The following is a 17199-nucleotide window of genomic DNA, read 5'->3' on the forward strand; positions in this document are numbered from 1 at the left end:
CCCCGCGTGAAGTTCTGACTTTTACACCCCCGCTCCCATGAAGTTCTGGGACCACCAGCACAACGCGCGCAGCGAGACCCGCCGCCTGCTGCTGGGCTTTGCGCTTGCGGTGGCCAGTCTGGTGGTGGCGGTGCATGCTGCCCTGGCGCTGGCCTGGTGGTTGATGGCCGCAGTGCTGCCGGTGCACTTGCCGTTTCCACAAGGTTTTCTGGCCGCCAATGTGGGTGTCTCGCTGATGCTGGTGCTGGGCGGCTGGTGGGTCGAGACGTCCAACTTGCGTGCGGGCGGCGTCAAGCTGGCCCGCCGTGTGGGCGCGCGCGAGTTGCGGCCCACGCTGTCGCACGCCGAGCAGCGGTTGTCCAACATCGTGGACGAGTTGTGCATTGCCGCGCACATGCCGCGCCCGCAGATCATGGTCATGCCGCGCACCGATGCCATCAATGCGTTTGCTGCGGGGTGGGACGAGAGCGACGCCGTCATTGCCGTGACGCAGGGTGCCTTGGACTACCTCACCCGCGAAGAAATGCAGGGCATGGTGGCCCATGAGCTGAGCCATCTGCACGAGGGCGACACGCGCCTGAAGATGCGGCTGGCGGGCATGGTGTTCGGGCTGGAGCTGGTCTACAACTTTGGCGACACGATGCGAGAGCGACATGGCCTGTCCTGGTGGTTTGGGTCGGCCATCATGGTGGCGGGTTTTGCGGGCTGGCTCACGGGGCGCATGCTCAAGGCCGCCGTGTCGCGCCAGCGAGAGTACCTGGCCGACGCGCGCGCAGTCCAATGGACACGCAGCCGCGACGGCCTGGGCGGTGTGCTGCGCAAGGTGATGGCCCAGTGCCGCGACACCCCGGCCGGGTATGCCGAGAACCCCGTCCACACCGGCCTGGCCCATCCGGCCGTGCAGCACATGCTGTTGGTGGATGTGGATGGCGGCAGCCGCATGGCGCGCTGGCTGGACACCCATCCCACGCTCGACGACCGCGTGCAGCGCGTGTATGGCCGGCGCATGCAGCCCTTGCCTGCCGTGCCGGTGGCTGTGGTACCCGAGTCTGCGCGGCGTGACGCTGGCGTAGCGCCCGGCGCGGTGTCGATCGCCTCGCTGGTAGACCCTTTTGCGCGCTTCATGTAGACCGCAGCGAAGGCCTTTTTTTTGCAGGAGACCCATTTCAATGTCACGCGATGCACGATTCCAGGAACAAGCCCAGGCGCTGGGCTATAGCTTTGATGGAGAGATCAAGATTGGTGGCAACTACGTCCCGCTGGTGCGCGACGGCCACCATATCTACCTGAGCGGGCAGATCCCGCGCGTGGGCGACACCGTGGTGGTCACCGGCGCTGCGGGTGCCGGGGCCTCGCTGGCCGCCGCGCAAACAGCCGCCAAAGTGTGTGCGATGCGTGCGTTGGCCTTGCTGCAGCGCTCGCTGGGATCGCTCGATGCCGTGCAATCCATTTTGCGCATCACCGTGTATGTGCAGTCGGCACCCACCTTCACTCAGCAAAGCGAGGTGGCCGATGGTGCGTCAGAAGTGCTGTTTGCCGTGCTGGGAGAGGCAGGAGCCCACACCCGCACGTCGGTAGGCGTGCTGCAGCTGCCCAAGAGCGCGACGGTGGAGGTGGATTTGATCGCGTCGGTGGTGGCCTGATGGTTTCCCGTGTCTGGAGAACATCCTGTGGCCGCCGCTGAACCATCCCCTGCACCAGGTCAACACCGGGAAGCCCATGGGCACCCCCGTTTCCATGTTTTCGGCCGCGTCGTCGAGGTGCGGCGTGAAGGTGCACTGTGGCAGGCCTACCGCGTGGGCGCCGATGGCAAACGCACGCCTTCGGGCTTTGTCATCCCCGACTTTGTGCAAGAGCAGGAGCTGGCGCAGTTTCTGGAAGACCTGTTCCACGAAAGCGCCTCGCCGCACAACGGTGATGTGTATCGCATCGATTGAGCCGTCGCAAGGCTCTCTGACCGCCGCACGCGGCACGGTTGTTGTGGCCACGTGGCCACGTCACACCGCTGTCAAACCCTACCCAGACACTCGGTCCCTTGTTTCAAACTGGGACTGTTCATGTCTGAACGCACTCTGGGCTTTCTGATTTCTTCCTCGCGTGTCTCGCGCCGCGTGGCCACGCTGGGTATGGTGGCACTGGCCGCTTCGCTGGCCGCCTGTGGCGGTGGCAACGACAACGCCAGCAGCAACGCGGGCGCCACGGCCACCCTGGCCGTGCTGGAGACCACCGACCTGCACTTCAACGTGCGCAGCTACGACTACTTCAAGCTGGCCGAAGACAAGAGCTACGGCTTTGAGCGCACGGCCACGCTGGTGCGCGCGGCGCGCAAGGAGTTTGCCAACACGCTGCTGGTGGACAATGGCGACACCATCCAGGGCACCGCGCTGGCCGACTACGAGGCCACCATCAGCCCCATCCCCTGCACCCAGCAGCTGTCCATGTACAAGGCCATGGGCGCGTTGGGCTTTGACGCCGGCACGCTGGGCAACCACGAGTTCAACTACGGCCTGCCCTTTTTGAACCAGGTGCTGGGCGGCGGGCTGGATGTGGAAGGCGTGGACGCCACCAAGAAATGCGCAGGCGCTGGCTACCCCGCTGTGCTGGCCAACGTGTACAGCAGCAAGACCAAGAAGCCGCTGGTGCAGCCCTACACGCTGCTGGAGCGCACGCTCGTGGCCAAGGGTACGGATGGCAAGGAAGTGAAGCTGCCGATCAAGATCGGCGTGATCGGCTTCACCACACCCGGCATCATGAACTGGGACAAGCGCTACCTGGAAGGCAAGGTCTATACCGAAGGCGCCGTTGAGGCCGCCAACAAGTACGTGCCCGAACTGCGCGCCAAGGGCGCCGACATTGTGGTGGCGCTGTTGCACGGCGGGCTCGACAGTGCCGCCTACTCGGCCACCATGGAGAACCCGGGCCTGTACCTGTCGAAGGTGGCAGGTATCGACGCGATGGTGATGGGCCACCAGCATGGTGTGTTCCCCGACACGGCCGCCACGCCCAGCTTCAACCTGGCCGGCGTGGACCACAAGGCGGGCACCATCAACGGCGTGCCTGCCGTCATGGCCAGCTCCTGGGGCAAGGCCCTGGGTGTGGTGCAGCTGGCGCTGCAATGGGACGGCAGCAAGTGGGTGGTCAACAAGTCCGCCAGCAAGAGCGAGTTGCGCAACATCCAGAACAAGAATGCCGCAGGCGCCACGGTGACCGTGGACGTCGACCCCGCCATCGCCCCGCTGATCGAGACCCAGCACCAGGCCGCGATCAAGTACGTGAAGACACCCATCGGCCAGACCGACTTCCGCATGAGCACGCTGTTTGCCGACGTGGGCGACCCGGGCGCGATCCAGATCGTGAACCAGGCGCAGCAGGCCTATGTGGCGGCGTACATCAAGGCCAGTCTGCCGCAGTATGCGCAGCTGCCGGTGCTGTCGGTGAGCGCGCCGTTCAAGAGCGGCTTCCAGGGCGGGGCCGACTACACCGACGTGGCGGTGGGCCCGCTGGCCATCAACAACGCGGCCGACCTGTACCTGTACCCCAACACGGTGTATGCGGTGAAGGTGAACGGCGGCGACATCAAGAACTGGCTGGAGGCAGCTGCCAAGCGCTTCAACCAGATCGACCCGGCCAAGACCACCGAGCAGCAGCTCATCAGCACCTTCCCGGGCTACAACTTCGACATGTTCACGACGGCCGATGTGCAGTACGAGATCGACGTGACCCAGCCCGTGGGCAGCCGAATCAAGAACCTGACCTACCTGGGCAAGCCTATCGATGTGGCGCAGGAGTTTGTGATCGCCACCAACAACTACCGCGCCACCAGCGGCAAGAGCTTCATCGACAAGCTGGACGGCTCGGGCACCATCTGGGCCTCGCCCGACGCCAACCGCGACGTGGTGATCGACTACATCCGCAAGAACCCGGCAGTGACCCGCGCTGCCAACGGCGCGGCCAAGAGCTGGCGCTTTGCCAAGGCCACTGTGGCGGGGCCGGTGGTGTTCAGCTCCGGCGCCAATGCCCTCAGCGTGGCGCAGGCGGCCGGGCTGGGCAATGTGTCGCTGCTGGCGGCCGATGATGGGTCGGGCAAGGGCACGTCGAAATACGGCGTGGACCTGTCGAAGTAGTCGTCCGCCTCCCGTTGCGGAGGCCGTAGCGGTGCAGGCGCTCGCAGCACGGCCACGGAGCGGCCTGCTGTAGAGCGCTGAAGCGCTCTGTTTTTGATAGCTGCAAGCGCATGAGAATCTAGCGCTTGCAGCTATTTTTATGAGTTTTTGCGCAGAACGGGTTGCAACAGCACCACGAGCGCCCCTGCGCCCCCATCCATGGGCCGCGCCTGCACAAACGCCAGCACCTCGTTCTTTTGTACCAGCCAGCGCTGCACGCGGCCCTTGAGCACGGGGCTTTTGCCGGGGGAGCCCAGCCCCTTGCCATGCACCACGCGCACGCAGCGCAGGCCCGTCTTGTGGGCGTGGCGGATGAATTCGCCCAGCGCTTCACGCGCCTCGTCCACTCGCAGGCCGTGCAGGTCGAGCTGGCGCTGGATGCTCCAGTGGCCCGAGCGCAGGCGGCGGGTCACCTCCACGCCAATGCCGGGGCGCCGAAAGCTCAACTGGTCGTCGGTGTCGAGCAGGGTGCTCACGTCGAAGTCATCGCTGATGGATTCGAGCAGCACCCGCTCTTCGTCCAGCCAGTGCTGCACGGGCAGCGGTGGGGGCAGGTGCTTGCGCAGCCGCGCTACGTTGGGGTTGCGCAGCGGGGTGACGGGGCCCACGCTGCGGCTGAAAAGGTGGCGTTCGGCCTCTGCCCGGGCTGCTGCTTCGCGGCGGGCTTTTTCTTCGGCCTCGCGTCGTTCCTGGTCCTCGCGCAGGCGGCGGGCCACGGTGGCCAGGTCCTGCAGCTGGGTGATGCGTTCGCCCGCCCGGCGCGCGGCGGGGGGCGCGCGGCGCCGGGGCGGTGCCGGGTTGTCACCGGCGGCGGGCGGCGCGGGGGCATGGCGCAGGGGGCGCATCGCTGCCTTGGCCGCTGCCTTTTTGTCGGCCAAACCTGCGCGCCGCGCGGACCGGGGCACGGCGGGCACGGCGGGCACGGCGGGTGCAGGGGCGGGCTTGGCGCCGCCCATGGGGCCTTCGGTGCCGCGCGCGGCGCGTGCCAGCGCGGCGTGCAGTGCCGTAGGCGGGTGGGCTGGTGCAGGTGCAGTCACACCAGGCCCTTTTCGGCCATCGACAGTGCCTGGCCCGGCGCCACGATCACATGGTCGAGCACGCGCACGTCCACCAGCGCCAGCGTGGTCTTCAGGGTCTGCGTCAGCGCCTCGTCGGCCCGGCTGGGCTGCACGCTGCCGCTGGGGTGGTTGTGGGCCAGCACCACGGCGGCAGCCTGGTGGTGCAGGGCGCGCAGCACCACCTCGCGCGGGTACACGCTGGTCTGCGTGAGCGTGCCGCGAAACAGCTCTTCCATGGCCAGCAAGCGGTTTTGCGCATCAAGGAACAGCACCGCAAACACCTCATGCCCCTTGGCGGCCAGGTGCAGTTGCAGGTAGTGCTTGACGGCATCGGGCGAGTCGAACACCTCGCGTTCGCGCAGCTGCTGGGCGAGGGCGCGGCGCGCGAGTTCGAGCACGGCTACCAGTTCGGCACGCTTGGCAGGGCCCAGGCCCTTGATGCGCTCCAGGTCGGCCGCGCTGGTATGCAGCAGCCCGGCAATGCCACCAAAACCGCCGGTGACGGCACCCGTGTCCGGGTCGATGCCGGGTGGGTCCAGCAGCTCCTGCGCCATCTGCAGCACACCCTTGCCCACGATGCCGGTGCGCAGCAGGATGGCCAGCAGCTCGGCATCGGCCAGGGCGGCAGGGCCGCGTGCCAGCAGTTTTTCGCGGGGCTGGGCGTCGGCGGGCAGGTCTTTGAGGGGCATGGCGCAGGGTTTTTGACACCCGTCAGGGGCCGACGGGCGTAGGGCTTTGCCCGGTTTTCTACAATGCAGGCCAGTTTATCGGGACTTTCATGACCTCTATCGACGCTTCCCTACCCACGGTGCAATCCGGCTCCTTCCTCACGCTGCACTACCGCCTGGCTGGCCCGGCGGGGGATGTGATCAACACCTTCACTGACAAACCCGCCACCCTGTCGCTGGGTACGGGCGAGTTGTCGCCCGCCATGGAGCAGCGCCTGCTGGGCCTGGCCGAAGGCACCCGCACCACTTTCGAGCTGCCTGCGGGCGAGGCCTTTGGCGAGCGCAACCCCGACATGCAGCAGTGGGTGGCGCGCAAGCTGATGAATGAGCTGGGCGACCCTGACGAAAAGTACAACGTGGGCGATGTGGTGCAGTTCCCCACGCCTGACGGCCAGGGCAGCTACGCAGGCGCCGTGATGCAGGTGCGCGACGACGGCGCCGTGCTGTTCGACTTCAACCACCCGCTGGCGGGCCAGCCGGTGACCTTTGAAGTGCAACTGATCGGAATTCTGTGATGCAGGCGCCGCAAGAGATCCTGCTGGCGGAGCCGCGCGGGTTCTGCGCCGGTGTGGACCGTGCGATCGAGATCGTGGAGCGCGCCATCCAGAAGTTCGGCGCCCCTATCTACGTGCGCCATGAGATCGTGCACAACACCTACGTGGTGAACGACCTCAAGGCCAAGGGCGCGATCTTCATCGAAGAACTGTCGGACGTGCCCCCCGGCGCCACGCTGGTCTTCAGCGCCCACGGCGTGAGCAAGGCCGTGCAGCAAGAGGCCGTGGCACGCGGCTTCAGCATTTTTGATGCCACCTGCCCGCTGGTGACCAAGGTACACGTCGAAGTGGCCAAGCTCGCCAAAGAGGGCTACGAGTTCATCATGATCGGCCACAAGGGCCACCCCGAGGTGGAAGGCACCATGGGCCAGCTCGACCACGGCATCCACCTGGTGGAAGACGTGGAAGACGTGGCGCGCGTGCAGCCCCGGCAGACCGAGAAGCTGGCGGTGGTCACGCAGACCACGCTGAGCGTGGACGACGCGGCCGAAATCTCTGCCGCCGTGCGCGCGCGGTTTCCCAGCGTGCGCGAGCCCAAGCATCAGGACATCTGCTACGCCACCCAGAACCGACAGGACGCCGTGAAGGTGCTGAGTCCGCAAGTGGACGTGGTGATCGTGGTGGGCAGCCCCACCAGCTCCAACAGCAACCGCTTGCGCGAACTGGCGGCCAAGCTGGGCACCACCGCCTACATGGTGGACAGCGCCGAAGAGCTGAGAGGCGAATGGTTTGACGGGCTGGCCCGTGTGGGGCTGACGGCCGGAGCCTCGGCGCCGGAAATCCTGGTGCAGCAGGTCATCGACCGCATCAAGGCGCTGGGTGCTGTGTCGGTACGCACCATGGCAGGCATCGAGGAAACCATCAAGTTCCCGCTGCCCAAGGGGCTCAAGATCGACGCGGCCACCGGGCTGGAAATCTCGCAGCGCCAGCCGGAGACGGGGCCCCCAGTGGGCTAGCCGGCCCAGGGTTCTTTTGCTCCTGAATCAATAGCTGCTAGCGCAATAAATATGTGCGCTAGCGACCTATTTGGTACATTTTTCAGGATGGGCGTGCACTGGCGGGCTACTACAGCGACACCGCAGGCCCGCTCCACAAATCCAGTGGCGGGTCAGCGGCTACCGCCCGCAGGATGTCAGTGCGTGAGATGAAGCCCGACAGTACTCCCGCCTCATCAGTCACCGGCAGGCCGGGCAGGCCGGTGTCCAGCAGCACGGCGGCCACGCGGCGCAGCTCGGTGTCTGGCGACACGGTGGGCACAGGGCTCACCATTACTTCGGATACCGGGCGGCGCGCCAGGTCGATGGCCTGCTTGACGGCTCCGGGCTCGGGCAGCAGGTCCAGCGGCGCCATGTCGGCCCGCAGCAGCAGGCCAATCACGCGGCCCAGCGCATCCACCACGGGTGCCTGCGCCACCGTGTTCTCGGCCAGGGTCTGCCAGGCATCGTTCACGCGCACATCGGGCGCCACGCTCACGCCGCCAGTGGTCATCACATCGCTTACCTTGGTCAACGGCTGGCGGGTGCTGGCCTGGGGGCCTTGCTCTGTCTGTGCGTAGGCGCTCACGGCGTCGTGCATGCGCAGGTTGACGATGGGGGGCGGGGCGGCGGCGCTCGTGTCGGCAGCAGTGGGGCGGTACGGGGCTGTGAAGACGGGCCCCGGCTGACCATCTTGCGCGTCCATGGCCCGCGTGCGCAGGGCCTGTGGGCGCTGCACGCTGCGCACTGCAGAAATACGCGCCAGATTTTCGGGGCCGCCCCGGTACATCTGGCCCGACGGGCCGAACACAAAGAACATGCTTTTTCTCCTGCGCGCAGACCTGCCAGATGTGCTGGTACGGGGGCTGCTCTGCCCATGTTATCGGCAGTTGCATGGCACGCATGCAGTCAGCGTTGTGTCTGCATGTTGCGGGCAGCCCCTACACTGCCCCTTCTTTTGACACCACCTGCCTCTCGGAGCCCCGCATGATCGACCGCGCCGCCATCGCCGCCGCCCGCCGCCAACTGGCCACCCAGCCCGACTTTCTGCGCACCACGCCGCTGATGCGCGTTTCTGGCAAATCCCTGGGCGTGAACTGCGCCGAGGTTTGGCTCAAGCTGGAGCACCTGCAGGTGGGCGGCAGCTTCAAGGCGCGCGGCATGTTGTACCGGCTGCTGGCCAACCCGGTGCCCCAGAGTGGCGTGATCATCGCGTCAGGCGGCAACGCCGGCATCGCCGTGGCGGCTGCCGCCAAGGCGCTGGGTGTGCGCTGCGAAGTGTTTGTGCCCGAAGTCTCACCCGAAGCCAAACGTGCGCGCCTGCGCGCACTCGGGGCGGAGGTGGTGGTGACCGGCGCCGCGTATTCCGAAGCCTTTGAAGCCTGCGTGGCCCGCCAGAAGGCCACGGGCGCGCTGCAGGCCCACGCCTACGACCAGCCCGAGGTGGTAGCCGGTGCAGGCACGCTGGCATTGGAGATGGAAGAGCAGGGTGGCCGCCTGCCCGACACGGTGCTGGTCAGCGTGGGCGGCGGTGGCCTCATCGGCGGCGTAGCCGCATGGGTAGAGAGCCGCGCACATGTCGTCGCGTTGGAACCCGAACGCGCGCCGACCCTGCACGCGGCGCGTGCTGCGGGCCAACCGGTGGATGTGGAAGTGGGTGGCGTGGCCGCCGATTCTTTGGGTGCCCGCCGCATCGGCGCCATTGGCTGGGAGGTCAGCCAGCGCCATGTTCACGATGCACTGCTGCTGCCCGACGACGCCATCCGCACCGCCCAGCTGTGGCTGTGGAAGGAACTGAAATTGGCCGTGGAACCCGCCGCTGCGCTGGGCCTGGCAGCATTGCAGACTGGCGCCTACCGGCCCCAACCGCAGGAGACGGTGGGCCTCATTCTTTGCGGCGCCAATTGTGACCCCGCCAGCCTCGCCTGAGCTAGACCGACCACCCCTTTAAAATCCAGCAATGCTTGACATTCTTCTTCTCCGCAAAGACCTCGACACCGCCATCGCGCGGCTGGAAACCCGCAAAAAGCCCCAGGCCTTCCTGGACGTCTCCGCTTTCCAGGCCCTGGAGTCCGAGCGCAAGACGCTGCAGACCCGCACCGAAGAGCTGCAGGCCCAGCGCAACCAGCTGTCCAAGCAGGTCGGCATGCTGATGAGCCGGGGTGACAAGGACGGCGCCGACGCCGTCAAGGCCCAGGTGGCCGCAGGCAAGGTGGAGCTCGAGCAGTCCGCCGCCCGCCTCGAACAGATCCAGGCCGAGTTGCTGGCCATGCTCGTTGCCGTGCCCAACCTGCCGCACGAATCCGTGCCTGTGGGCAGTGACGAATCGGGCAACGTGGAAGTGCGCCGATGGGGTACGCCCGGCACCTTTGCTTTCGAGGTGAAAGACCACGTGGACGTGGGCACGCCGCTGGGGTTGGACTTCGACATGGGCGTCAAGCTCTCGGGCTCGCGCTTCACGGTGATGAAGGGCCAGATCGCCCGCCTGCACCGTGCCCTCAGCCAGTTCATGCTGGATGTGCAGACCCAGGAACACGGCTACACCGAGTGCTATGTGCCCTATGCCGTGAACGCAGATTCCCTCAAGGGCACCGGTCAGTTGCCCAAGTTCGAAGGCGACCTGTTCGCCGCCAAGAAGGGCGGCCAGGATGGCGAACCCGTGCCAGACAACGCGGCGCTTTACCTCATCCCTACCAGCGAGGTGCCGCTGACCAACTTTGTGCGCGACATGGTGGTGGCCGAATCCGAACTGCCCATCAAGCTCACGGCCCATACGCCATGCTTCCGGTCCGAGGCCGGCAGCTACGGGCGTGACACGCGCGGCATGATCCGCCAGCACCAGTTCGACAAGGTCGAGATGGTGCAGATCGTGCACCCCGACAAGAGCTACGAAGCGCTGGAAGAAATGACCCGCCACGCCGAAGCCGTGCTCCAGAAGCTGGGCCTGCCTTACCGCGTGATGAGCCTGTGCACGGGTGACATGGGCTTTGGCGCCGCCAAGACCTATGACCTGGAAGTGTGGCTGCCCGCGCAGAACACTTACCGCGAGATCAGCTCGGTGAGCAATTGCGAAGCCTTCCAGGCGCGCCGGTTGCAAGCCCGCTTCAAGAACGCACAAGGAAAAAACGAACTGCTGCACACCCTGAACGGCTCTGGCCTGGCAGTGGGTCGCACCCTGGTGGCGGTGCTGGAAAACTACCAGCAGGCCGACGGCAGCGTGACGGTGCCCGAAGTTCTGCGCCCCTATCTGGGTGGCCTGGCTGTTTTAGCACCCTGAAAATCCGGCTATAATCTGAGGCTTCGAGCGGAGAGGTGGCAGAGTGGTCGAATGTACCTGACTCGAAATCAGGCGTAGTGGCAACACTACCGTGGGTTCGAATCCCACCCTCTCCGCCAATACATAACCCCAAGTGATTGATTCACTTGGGGTTTTTTGTTTTTGGTCCTGTTCGGTGTGCCATCTGGTATGCCATGGCATATTGTTTTTTCTTACATCTGTTTGGACATCGTTGGAGTGCATGCAACGCGTAAGACCTGTCTTCGTCGCCCCGGAGTGCAGCACCGCAAACGCCTCATAGCAAAGCTCGCGCAACTGCGGCCGGGGTGTGATGACCGGTGGCGTGCCATTCGCAAAGAACTGCGGGCATTGCGCAAAGGAGGTGGGTTCGGGCGTGAGCAGCGCCGCACTGTCGAACTGCTGAGAACGTGCCCAGGAAAGATTCGGGAGAGCAATGCCGGCCAGAGAGAGTGCCAGCACAGCCGCCAGGCGCACACGGCCTGGACAAGAGAAAAAACGATTCACAGAAGAGGCGAGCAAGTGGAAAAAAAAGATGCCAGATTGGAGCACCGTTCACGGTTCGCTTCTGGCCCGAATGCTCAGATCCTGCAGGGATTTACAGCTGCTTGCAGAGTGGGGGGCACAAACAGAAAGGGCTCCCCAAAGGGAGCCCGATCTGCCTGCCCGCCCTGCGGTTCAGTGAACACTCCCCACGGCACCAGCACCCGCACCGCGCGAAGTGCCACCACCATGGGAAGTCTTGCAACTGCTTCAATTCAACCCGAGCAGTTGGTATGCCAAGTTCCATGGCACTGAATTCGCCAAAGGGCGAGGGCTTTTGCATATGTCACGCTGATTCAACAGTCAACTCTACCTGCTGTGCCGGATCCTTCGCTCGGTGCACAAACAGCTCCATCGGCGGCACCTTGATCAGCGCCTCGGCCCGCTCGATGGTGCCGTGCAGCCAGGCATCCCACTCCCCCTTTTCCAGCGGCACCACTGTGCGCTTGTCCTGCATGTCGGGCGCGCGCTTGGGGTCGGGACGGTGCATCAGGTTGAGGACCGGCACGTCGTCGCAGTTCTGCGTGATCATGGTGTAGCTGGGCAGCACCTCACCCGTGGCCGGGTCGGTCCACTCGCTCCACAGGCCCGCCAAGCCCCAGGGCTCGCCATCGGCCCGCTCGAACTGCCAGGGGATGTGCTTCTTGGTCCCCCAGTAGGGTTCGACATACAACTGGGCGGGGATGATGCAGCGCTGCCCCTTGCGCCAGGGGCCGCCGTAGGTCCATGACTTGGCCATGCCTTCACGGCGGGCGTTGACGGTGCTCAGGCGCTTGCCATCCTTGCCAGTGGGGATGTGTGTCTTAGAGTGCGGCGGGATCATGCCCCACTGCCCTACCACCAGCTCGCGCCCGGCTTCCCTCTTGGCCCATAGGAACGGTCCACGGTACAGCGGGCTCATCTTGTCGCGCCACTCTTCCTCGGGAACGTCACCGAAGTGCAGCACCAGCTGCTCGCGGCCCGGGACCTCGTAGTAGGTACACATGGCAACATTCTGGCAGCAGGGAGCTATACTGTAAATATGTACAGTCTTTGGAATTCCCCGCTACCGGTGCCGTACGACACGGCGGCGCAGTCGCTGGCCTTGCCCCTGTGCGGGGTGAGCGTGCGCGCGGGGTTTCCATCGCCTGCCGACGACTTTGTGGTGGAGCGGCTGGACATCATGCAGCTACTGGTAAAGCACCCCCAGGCCACCTACTTCTGGCGCGTGCGGGGCGACTCAATGCGGGATGCCGGCATTGAGGACGGCAGCATCATTGCGGTGGACCGGGCGATCAAGCCCAAGCACAACAGCATCGTCGTGGCCATTGTGGACGGCGAATGCACCGTGAAGTATCTGCACCAGCGCGCCGGCCGCATCAAGCTGCGCGCGGCCAACCCTACCTATCCCGACATCATTCCCCGAGAAAGCCAGACCATTGAGGTGTGGGGCGTGGTGAGTGGGTGCGTGAAGTTGTTTCTTACCTGATCTGATGGACGGAGGCCAGCATGTATGCGCTGGTGGATGGCAACAACTTTTACGTGAGCTGCGAGCGGGTGTTCCGCCCCAGCCTGAACGGCCGCCCGGTGGTGGTGTTGAGCAATAACGATGGCTGTGCCATCGCCCGCAGCAATGAGGCCAAGGCCCTGGGTATCAAGATGGGGGCGCCGTGGTTCCAGATACGGCACATGGAAGAGACCCATGGCTTGGTGGCCTTGAGTGCCAACTTCACCCTGTACGGCGACATGAGCAACCGGATGATGAGCTTGGCGGCGGGTCTGGGGCCATCGCAGGAGATCTACAGCATCGATGAGTCGTTCATCGGCCTGCAGGGCATGCGGGGCAACCTGACCAACCGCAGCCACGCCATCCGCGCCCGCATCCACCAGTGGGTGGGCATCCCCTGCGGTATCGGCATTGGTCACACCAAGACGCTGGCGAAGCTGGCCAACCACATCGCCAAGACGGCCGAGCGCAAACCGGGGAGCTACCCGGCCGAGCTGGCCCAAGTGTGCAACCTAACCACATTGCCGGCCCAGGACCTGGACGACGTGCTGGCCAGCACGCTGGTGGAAGAAGTCTGGGGCGTGGGCCGCAAGATCGGCGCGCAACTGCATGAATGCGGCGTGCATACGGTGCTCGACTTGGCCCGGCTGGACCCAGCCATGGTGCGCAGGCGCTGGAGCGTGGTGCTGGAGCGCACGGTGCGTGAGCTGCAGGGCATGCAGTGCATCGAGCTGGATGACGCACCCGAGCCGAAGAGAGAAATTGCCTGCACCCGGTCATTCGGCCAGGCGGTGACGGAGCTGCCGCCGCTGGTGGAGGCCGTGAGCGAGTTCGCCAGCCGTGCGGCCGAGAAGTTGCGCAAGCAAGGGAGCCTGGCAAGCCAGCTGCTGGTGTTCTGCCACACCTCACCTTTCCGACCCGGACCCCGATTCAACCGCAGCATCGTGGTGCCACTGCGCCGGCCTACGGCTGACACGGGAAAGCTGGTGTGGGCGGCTGTAGCTGGCATGCGCCGCATGTACGAGCCTGGGTACAAGATGGCCAAGGCAGGGGTGATGCTGCTGGACCTGGTGCCGGGCAATGCGCTGCAGGGAGAGCTGGATCTGGAGGATGAAGACCACCGGGATCGCACCCAGCTGATGGTGGCTTTGGATGCGCTCAACCAGCGCTATGGCAAGGGCACTGTGCATTCAGGTGCCACGGGCGGCACCAACAAGGGCAAGGACTGGGGGATGAGGCAGGAGAGGCGCACACCTCAGTACACGACGCGGTGGGAGGATGTGCCGGTAGCGAGGGCCTAAGAGTGGGGGAGCTCCCACGCTCGAGGTCGACTCTGCAGCGATTCCAGTCTTTTGCGGCAGATAGTCGGAGTTCTGCTCCGGGGCACGAAGCAATCATAGAGTCAGCTCATGACTCGGGGAAGCCACGGGCGCTTCACGAATGCTGCTCTGAACCGGCGCGGGTGACGATGAAAGCAGACAGGTACTCGCCGACATCGACCGAGAAGCCATCCTCACGCGGCTGCGTTAATCGCTTTCAATTCTGTATCGGTCAAACTGAACGAGAGCTGCCACCACGACCAGTGCTCCTGCTACGCCGGCCACAGGGTGCAGGACAAAAGCAACTATGGGGACTAGCAGCATCAGCTGCCGCAGGCCCCAGCTGTAGAGCAGGCCGGCCTTGCGTACATACGCAGTACCAGTAGTCGCCCAGCGTTTGCGTTGGGGTGTACCAACGGGCATCCCACCGATGAAGCTTGCGTGGTTGTAGTAGCGCACCGCCATGACGGAAGCCACGAGCGAAGCAAATAGCAGGCAAAGCAACACTAGCTCCATCGCCAGGCGGGGGGTGACATGCGGCCAAGCGGCACTATCAGTGGCCGCCTGGCCCAAAGTGTCGCGTAGCGTGGGAGCGGTGAGAGAAAGCGATCCCATGAGGCCCAATACAGCAGTGGAAGCCGCCATAGTGGCAGACATCAGCGAGTTTCGCAGAGTCTGGACCGCTAGGATCTCAGACCCTGGCTGCGCAGAAATTGCGGCAAACCAATCTTCGCGCAGTAATGCGTGGGCCGATCGCGCCAATCGTTGAGGGGTGCGCCGTTGCGCTACGGCCAGCCAGATCTCGTACGCAGCAACAATGCCCAAAGTGAAGATGACGGCAAGCCAGGAGGTGTTATTCATTGTCCTTTCCTCCTATGAGGTAGCGTGAGGCACACTGCATGTTGTCTGAGGTAGCGCTTAGCAACAACGAGGTGATCGCCTGGGCTGAGATCAGCATTTCTCTAATCCAGCGGGATTGAGCTTTGGGTGTGTCTCGTCACCCCAGCGCAACAGGACGGCACCTGACATCCACATGGCAACGGCGACGAACCAGAAAGCGTTTACCAGCCCACCACCCCATGCTGCGGCTGCGCCTAGGCCCATTGCACCGACGCCGTAGCCTAGGTCGCGCCAGAACCTATAGATGCCGATGGCCGAAGCCCGCCAACGGGGGTGTGCAATATCGGCTACCGCAGCGCTCAGGTTTGGATAGAGCATGGCCATGCCAATACCGGCAGTGGCAGCAGACAGGCTCCACCACAACGATCCAGCCCCGAGCGGCATGAGCGCGACCCCGGCTCCACAAATCCACATTCCCCACACATTCAACAGGTGCCGCCCCACACGGTCAGAGAGCCTGCCTGTGAAGAACTGCGCGGCGCCCCAGGTGAAGCCGTAGACGCCCACTGTCCAACCAATGCCTGGCAGACTCAGCCCTTGCTGGTGCAGGTAGATTGGCCACAAGGCCCAGACGAGCGCATCCACAAACTTCTCGACCAGTCCGGCCTGGCAAAGGGCTGCCATCCGCCGGTCGCGCCAACTCATCAAGAAGAACATCTCTGCGGTTGATGGATGCTCACTCACTGCCTCGGGATACCGTGGTCGAAACACTGTGGCGCCAGCCCCTTTGTGCTTTTTCACCTCGTCGTGCGCCCAGGGCAGGGTTTCAGCGACGAATGTCCACGCCTGCATTGTCGCCAGTCCTATGACTGCCCCGCCAAACCACAGCAGGCCTGAACGTGGCCCGAGCATGGAGGCGAGGTAGCCGGTTGCGACACCTGCGATGGCAAGCCCCAGGTAGCCCGAGAACTCATTGAGGCCAATCACAAGGCCGCGCTGGTCGGCGCGCGTGAAGTCAAGTTTGGCGGTCTGCGTCATCGACCAGGTCAGCCCCTGATTGACGCCCAACAAGACCGTGGCGAAGACCACCCAGGACCAGCTCTGCGAAAAGTAGATCAGCACCGGGATAGGCCAGGCCACCAGCCAGCCGAACAGCAGCACCCGCTTGCGCCCCAGTTCCTCTGCCAGGCGTCCCGCGGCGAAGTTCATCGTGCCTTTGACAAAACCAAAGGCCACCACAAACGCCACCAGCAGCATGAACGATCCGCGCGGAACGCCGAACTCAGTCTCGGCCAGTGCGGGCACAACATTGCGCATCATGCCAATGGTCATTCCCACCAGCAGCACCTGCAGCAGCTGGTGCAGGAACTGACAGAGATTGGCGCGGATACCGAAATTCATCACCAGCTCAGACAGTTGCTGAGGCCGGGGCCGTGCCACGCAGATTGGCTTGCACGATCTGCTCCATGTCCGCAGGCTGTGGCGGGATATCGGCAGTCAGTGCAGAGACAAAAGCATCCCTGGACATCGAAAGCATGGGATTGAATCGTTTTTCAAAACCGATGGTGGACGCGGGTTTGCCAGACAGCCCTGCACCGCAGCTGCTTCCCGCCTGGTGGCCCGGGTAGATTTCGAGTTCGGCGGGCAACGACAGTAGCTTGGTATGAAGCGTGTCGTAGAGCTGCGCAGCCATTTCACGCTCGTGTCCCGCCAGATCGGGACGGCCGACTGCGCCCACGAAGAGCGTGTCGCCTGTGATGACAAACCAGGGGTCATCACCACGGCGCAGGTCTCGAACCAGCAGACACACGCTGTCAGGGGTGTGACCCGGTGTGTGAATGACGTCCACCAGTACGTTGCCGGATTCCAAGCGCTGCCCGTCGCGCAGCGGAGACAACGCGAAGGTGGCCCTTCCGAGATTGCTTTCATGAAGGTAGTAGGTGGCACCCGCAAGGCGTGCAAGTTCTGCTCCGCCCGAGTAGTGGTCCGCGTGAACATGGGTGTCGATGACGTGCGCGATGCGCACCCCAGCCTTTTCCGCTTCTTGGAGAAACCAGTTCTCGTCACCGGCCACTACATCGACTGCGACGGCCTTTTGAAGACCGGCGCAGCCGAAGAAATAGGAGAGCGTGGCGTTAGCGGCCGGGCGTTGGCGAAAGAACATGGCTATCTCCTGTGTAGGGTTCCGAGGAGGGGGGCTGGCTTTGGGGAGTAAGGGCTGGGACACGGGTCAAGCGGT

The 17199-nt window shown here is 64.5% G+C and carries 17 protein-coding genes, 1 tRNA gene and 1 pseudogene; 11 read left to right on the plus strand and 8 right to left on the minus strand.

The window, feature by feature from the left end; translation table 11 throughout:
• Positions 1-37 precede the first annotated feature (37 nt).
• The 4 genes from ISS20_RS17380 to ISS20_RS17395 all read left to right on the plus strand — a co-directional run bounded on the left by ISS20_RS17380 (position 38) and on the right by ISS20_RS17395 (position 4124).
• Positions 38-1129 carry a M48 family metalloprotease gene (locus ISS20_RS17380; protein ID WP_291438200.1) on the plus strand — a complete coding sequence of 364 codons (1092 nt, stop codon included), beginning with the start codon at positions 38-40 and terminating at the stop codon, positions 1127-1129.
• Between the two features lie 40 nt (positions 1130-1169).
• Positions 1170-1643 carry a RidA family protein gene (locus ISS20_RS17385; RefSeq protein WP_291438201.1) on the plus strand — a complete coding sequence of 158 codons (474 nt, stop codon included), beginning with the start codon at positions 1170-1172 and terminating at the stop codon, positions 1641-1643.
• A gap of 27 nt (positions 1644-1670) precedes the next feature.
• Positions 1671-1937 carry a hypothetical protein gene (locus tag ISS20_RS17390; RefSeq protein ID WP_291438202.1) on the plus strand — a complete coding sequence of 89 codons (267 nt, stop codon included), beginning with the start codon at positions 1671-1673 and terminating at the stop codon, positions 1935-1937.
• A gap of 189 nt (positions 1938-2126) precedes the next feature.
• The gene (locus ISS20_RS17395) at positions 2127-4124 is read left to right on the plus strand and encodes a bifunctional 2',3'-cyclic-nucleotide 2'-phosphodiesterase/3'-nucleotidase (RefSeq protein ID WP_291438211.1); all 1998 of its coding nucleotides are present in this window, start codon (positions 2127-2129) and stop codon (positions 4122-4124) included.
• Positions 4125-4261: 137 nt separating this feature from the next.
• Here the strand turns inward: ISS20_RS17395 and ISS20_RS17400 are convergent, their stop codons facing one another.
• Both ISS20_RS17400 and radC read right to left on the minus strand, forming a co-directional pair.
• Positions 4262-5041: a Smr/MutS family protein gene (locus ISS20_RS17400; RefSeq protein ID WP_291438212.1), complete on the minus strand. Its 780-nt coding sequence runs from the start codon at positions 5039-5041 to the stop codon at positions 4262-4264.
• A gap of 155 nt (positions 5042-5196) precedes the next feature.
• Positions 5197-5910 carry a DNA repair protein RadC gene (gene radC, locus ISS20_RS17405; RefSeq protein WP_291438203.1) on the minus strand — a complete coding sequence of 238 codons (714 nt, stop codon included), beginning with the start codon at positions 5908-5910 and terminating at the stop codon, positions 5197-5199.
• A gap of 89 nt (positions 5911-5999) precedes the next feature.
• Here radC and ISS20_RS17410 point away from each other — a divergent pair, with 89 nt between their 5' ends.
• Together ISS20_RS17410 and ispH are read left to right on the plus strand one after the other, a co-directional pair.
• Positions 6000-6464, plus strand: coding sequence for an FKBP-type peptidyl-prolyl cis-trans isomerase (locus ISS20_RS17410; RefSeq protein ID WP_291438204.1), 465 nt, complete (start codon positions 6000-6002; stop codon positions 6462-6464).
• Positions 6464-7459, plus strand: coding sequence for a 4-hydroxy-3-methylbut-2-enyl diphosphate reductase (ispH, locus tag ISS20_RS17415; RefSeq protein WP_291438205.1), 996 nt, complete (start codon positions 6464-6466; stop codon positions 7457-7459). Before ISS20_RS17410 ends, ispH begins: the two co-directional genes overlap by 1 nt.
• A gap of 109 nt (positions 7460-7568) precedes the next feature.
• On the opposite strand, the gene ISS20_RS17420 is transcribed toward ispH, so the two are convergent.
• Positions 7569-8297: a CBS domain-containing protein gene (locus ISS20_RS17420; RefSeq protein WP_291438206.1), complete on the minus strand. Its 729-nt coding sequence runs from the start codon at positions 8295-8297 to the stop codon at positions 7569-7571.
• A gap of 167 nt (positions 8298-8464) precedes the next feature.
• Here ISS20_RS17420 and ISS20_RS17425 point away from each other — a divergent pair, with 167 nt between their 5' ends.
• From ISS20_RS17425 to ISS20_RS17435, 3 genes are all read left to right on the plus strand, one after another.
• Positions 8465-9406 carry a threonine/serine dehydratase gene (locus ISS20_RS17425; protein ID WP_291438207.1) on the plus strand — a complete coding sequence of 314 codons (942 nt, stop codon included), beginning with the start codon at positions 8465-8467 and terminating at the stop codon, positions 9404-9406.
• Positions 9407-9437: 31 nt separating this feature from the next.
• Complete coding sequence (gene serS, locus ISS20_RS17430; RefSeq protein WP_291438208.1) at positions 9438-10754, plus strand: serine--tRNA ligase; 1317 nt, start codon at positions 9438-9440, stop codon at positions 10752-10754.
• A 29-nt stretch (positions 10755-10783) separates the two neighbouring features.
• Positions 10784-10873 (plus strand) — tRNA-Ser (locus tag ISS20_RS17435).
• 139 nt (positions 10874-11012) lie between these two features.
• On the opposite strand, the pseudogene ISS20_RS17440 reads toward ISS20_RS17435, so the two are convergent.
• Both ISS20_RS17440 and ISS20_RS17445 read right to left on the minus strand, forming a co-directional pair.
• Positions 11013-11249, minus strand: a pseudogene (locus ISS20_RS17440) (DNA/RNA non-specific endonuclease); the annotation flags it as partial.
• 352 nt (positions 11250-11601) lie between these two features.
• The gene (locus tag ISS20_RS17445) at positions 11602-12300 is read right to left on the minus strand and encodes an SOS response-associated peptidase family protein (protein ID WP_291438209.1); all 699 of its coding nucleotides are present in this window, start codon (positions 12298-12300) and stop codon (positions 11602-11604) included.
• Positions 12301-12336: 36 nt separating this feature from the next.
• Here ISS20_RS17445 and umuD point away from each other — a divergent pair, with 36 nt between their 5' ends.
• Positions 12337-12783 (plus strand): translesion error-prone DNA polymerase V autoproteolytic subunit, encoded by a 447-nt coding sequence (umuD, locus tag ISS20_RS17450; RefSeq protein ID WP_056642969.1) that lies wholly within the window; start codon positions 12337-12339, stop codon positions 12781-12783.
• A gap of 20 nt (positions 12784-12803) precedes the next feature.
• Positions 12804-14102 carry a Y-family DNA polymerase gene (locus tag ISS20_RS17455; RefSeq protein WP_291438210.1) on the plus strand — a complete coding sequence of 433 codons (1299 nt, stop codon included), beginning with the start codon at positions 12804-12806 and terminating at the stop codon, positions 14100-14102.
• 225 nt (positions 14103-14327) lie between these two features.
• On the opposite strand, the gene ISS20_RS17460 is transcribed toward ISS20_RS17455, so the two are convergent.
• The 3 genes from ISS20_RS17460 to ISS20_RS17470 all read right to left on the minus strand — a co-directional run bounded on the left by ISS20_RS17460 (position 14328) and on the right by ISS20_RS17470 (position 17124).
• Positions 14328-14981: a DUF599 domain-containing protein gene (locus ISS20_RS17460; RefSeq protein WP_108500256.1), complete on the minus strand. Its 654-nt coding sequence runs from the start codon at positions 14979-14981 to the stop codon at positions 14328-14330.
• Between the two features lie 90 nt (positions 14982-15071).
• Positions 15072-16361 (minus strand): MFS transporter, encoded by a 1290-nt coding sequence (locus tag ISS20_RS17465; protein WP_108500257.1) that lies wholly within the window; start codon positions 16359-16361, stop codon positions 15072-15074.
• A 7-nt stretch (positions 16362-16368) separates the two neighbouring features.
• Positions 16369-17124: an MBL fold metallo-hydrolase gene (locus ISS20_RS17470; protein ID WP_108500258.1), complete on the minus strand. Its 756-nt coding sequence runs from the start codon at positions 17122-17124 to the stop codon at positions 16369-16371.
• Positions 17125-17199 lie beyond the last annotated feature (75 nt).

It is taken from the genome of Acidovorax sp. (assembly GCF_016783915.1).
Classification (GTDB): Bacteria; Pseudomonadota; Gammaproteobacteria; order Burkholderiales; family Burkholderiaceae_C; genus Acidovorax.

What these genes read in the sequence shown, in the direction of transcription:
- ISS20_RS17380 (WP_291438200.1), top strand. Translation starts at nt 38, where the DNA reads ATGAAGTTCTGGGACCACCAGCACAACGCGCGCAGCGAGACCCGCCGC.
- ISS20_RS17470 (WP_108500258.1), bottom strand. Translation starts at nt 17,124, where the DNA reads ATGTTCTTTCGCCAACGCCCGGCCGCTAACGCCACGCTCTCCTATTTC.
- ISS20_RS17425 (WP_291438207.1), top strand. Translation starts at nt 8,465, where the DNA reads ATGATCGACCGCGCCGCCATCGCCGCCGCCCGCCGCCAACTGGCCACC.
- ISS20_RS17445 (WP_291438209.1), bottom strand. Translation starts at nt 12,300, where the DNA reads ATGTGTACCTACTACGAGGTCCCGGGCCGCGAGCAGCTGGTGCTGCAC.
- ISS20_RS17465 (WP_108500257.1), bottom strand. Translation starts at nt 16,361, where the DNA reads ATGAATTTCGGTATCCGCGCCAATCTCTGTCAGTTCCTGCACCAGCTG.
- serS (WP_291438208.1), top strand. Translation starts at nt 9,438, where the DNA reads ATGCTTGACATTCTTCTTCTCCGCAAAGACCTCGACACCGCCATCGCG.
- ISS20_RS17395 (WP_291438211.1), top strand. Translation starts at nt 2,127, where the DNA reads ATGGTGGCACTGGCCGCTTCGCTGGCCGCCTGTGGCGGTGGCAACGAC.
- ISS20_RS17410 (WP_291438204.1), top strand. Translation starts at nt 6,000, where the DNA reads ATGACCTCTATCGACGCTTCCCTACCCACGGTGCAATCCGGCTCCTTC.
- ISS20_RS17385 (WP_291438201.1), top strand. Translation starts at nt 1,170, where the DNA reads ATGTCACGCGATGCACGATTCCAGGAACAAGCCCAGGCGCTGGGCTAT.
- radC (WP_291438203.1), bottom strand. Translation starts at nt 5,910, where the DNA reads ATGCCCCTCAAAGACCTGCCCGCCGACGCCCAGCCCCGCGAAAAACTG.
- umuD (WP_056642969.1), top strand. Translation starts at nt 12,337, where the DNA reads ATGTACAGTCTTTGGAATTCCCCGCTACCGGTGCCGTACGACACGGCG.
- ISS20_RS17460 (WP_108500256.1), bottom strand. Translation starts at nt 14,981, where the DNA reads ATGAATAACACCTCCTGGCTTGCCGTCATCTTCACTTTGGGCATTGTT.
- ISS20_RS17455 (WP_291438210.1), top strand. Translation starts at nt 12,804, where the DNA reads ATGTATGCGCTGGTGGATGGCAACAACTTTTACGTGAGCTGCGAGCGG.
- ISS20_RS17420 (WP_291438206.1), bottom strand. Translation starts at nt 8,297, where the DNA reads ATGTTCTTTGTGTTCGGCCCGTCGGGCCAGATGTACCGGGGCGGCCCC.
- ispH (WP_291438205.1), top strand. Translation starts at nt 6,464, where the DNA reads ATGCAGGCGCCGCAAGAGATCCTGCTGGCGGAGCCGCGCGGGTTCTGC.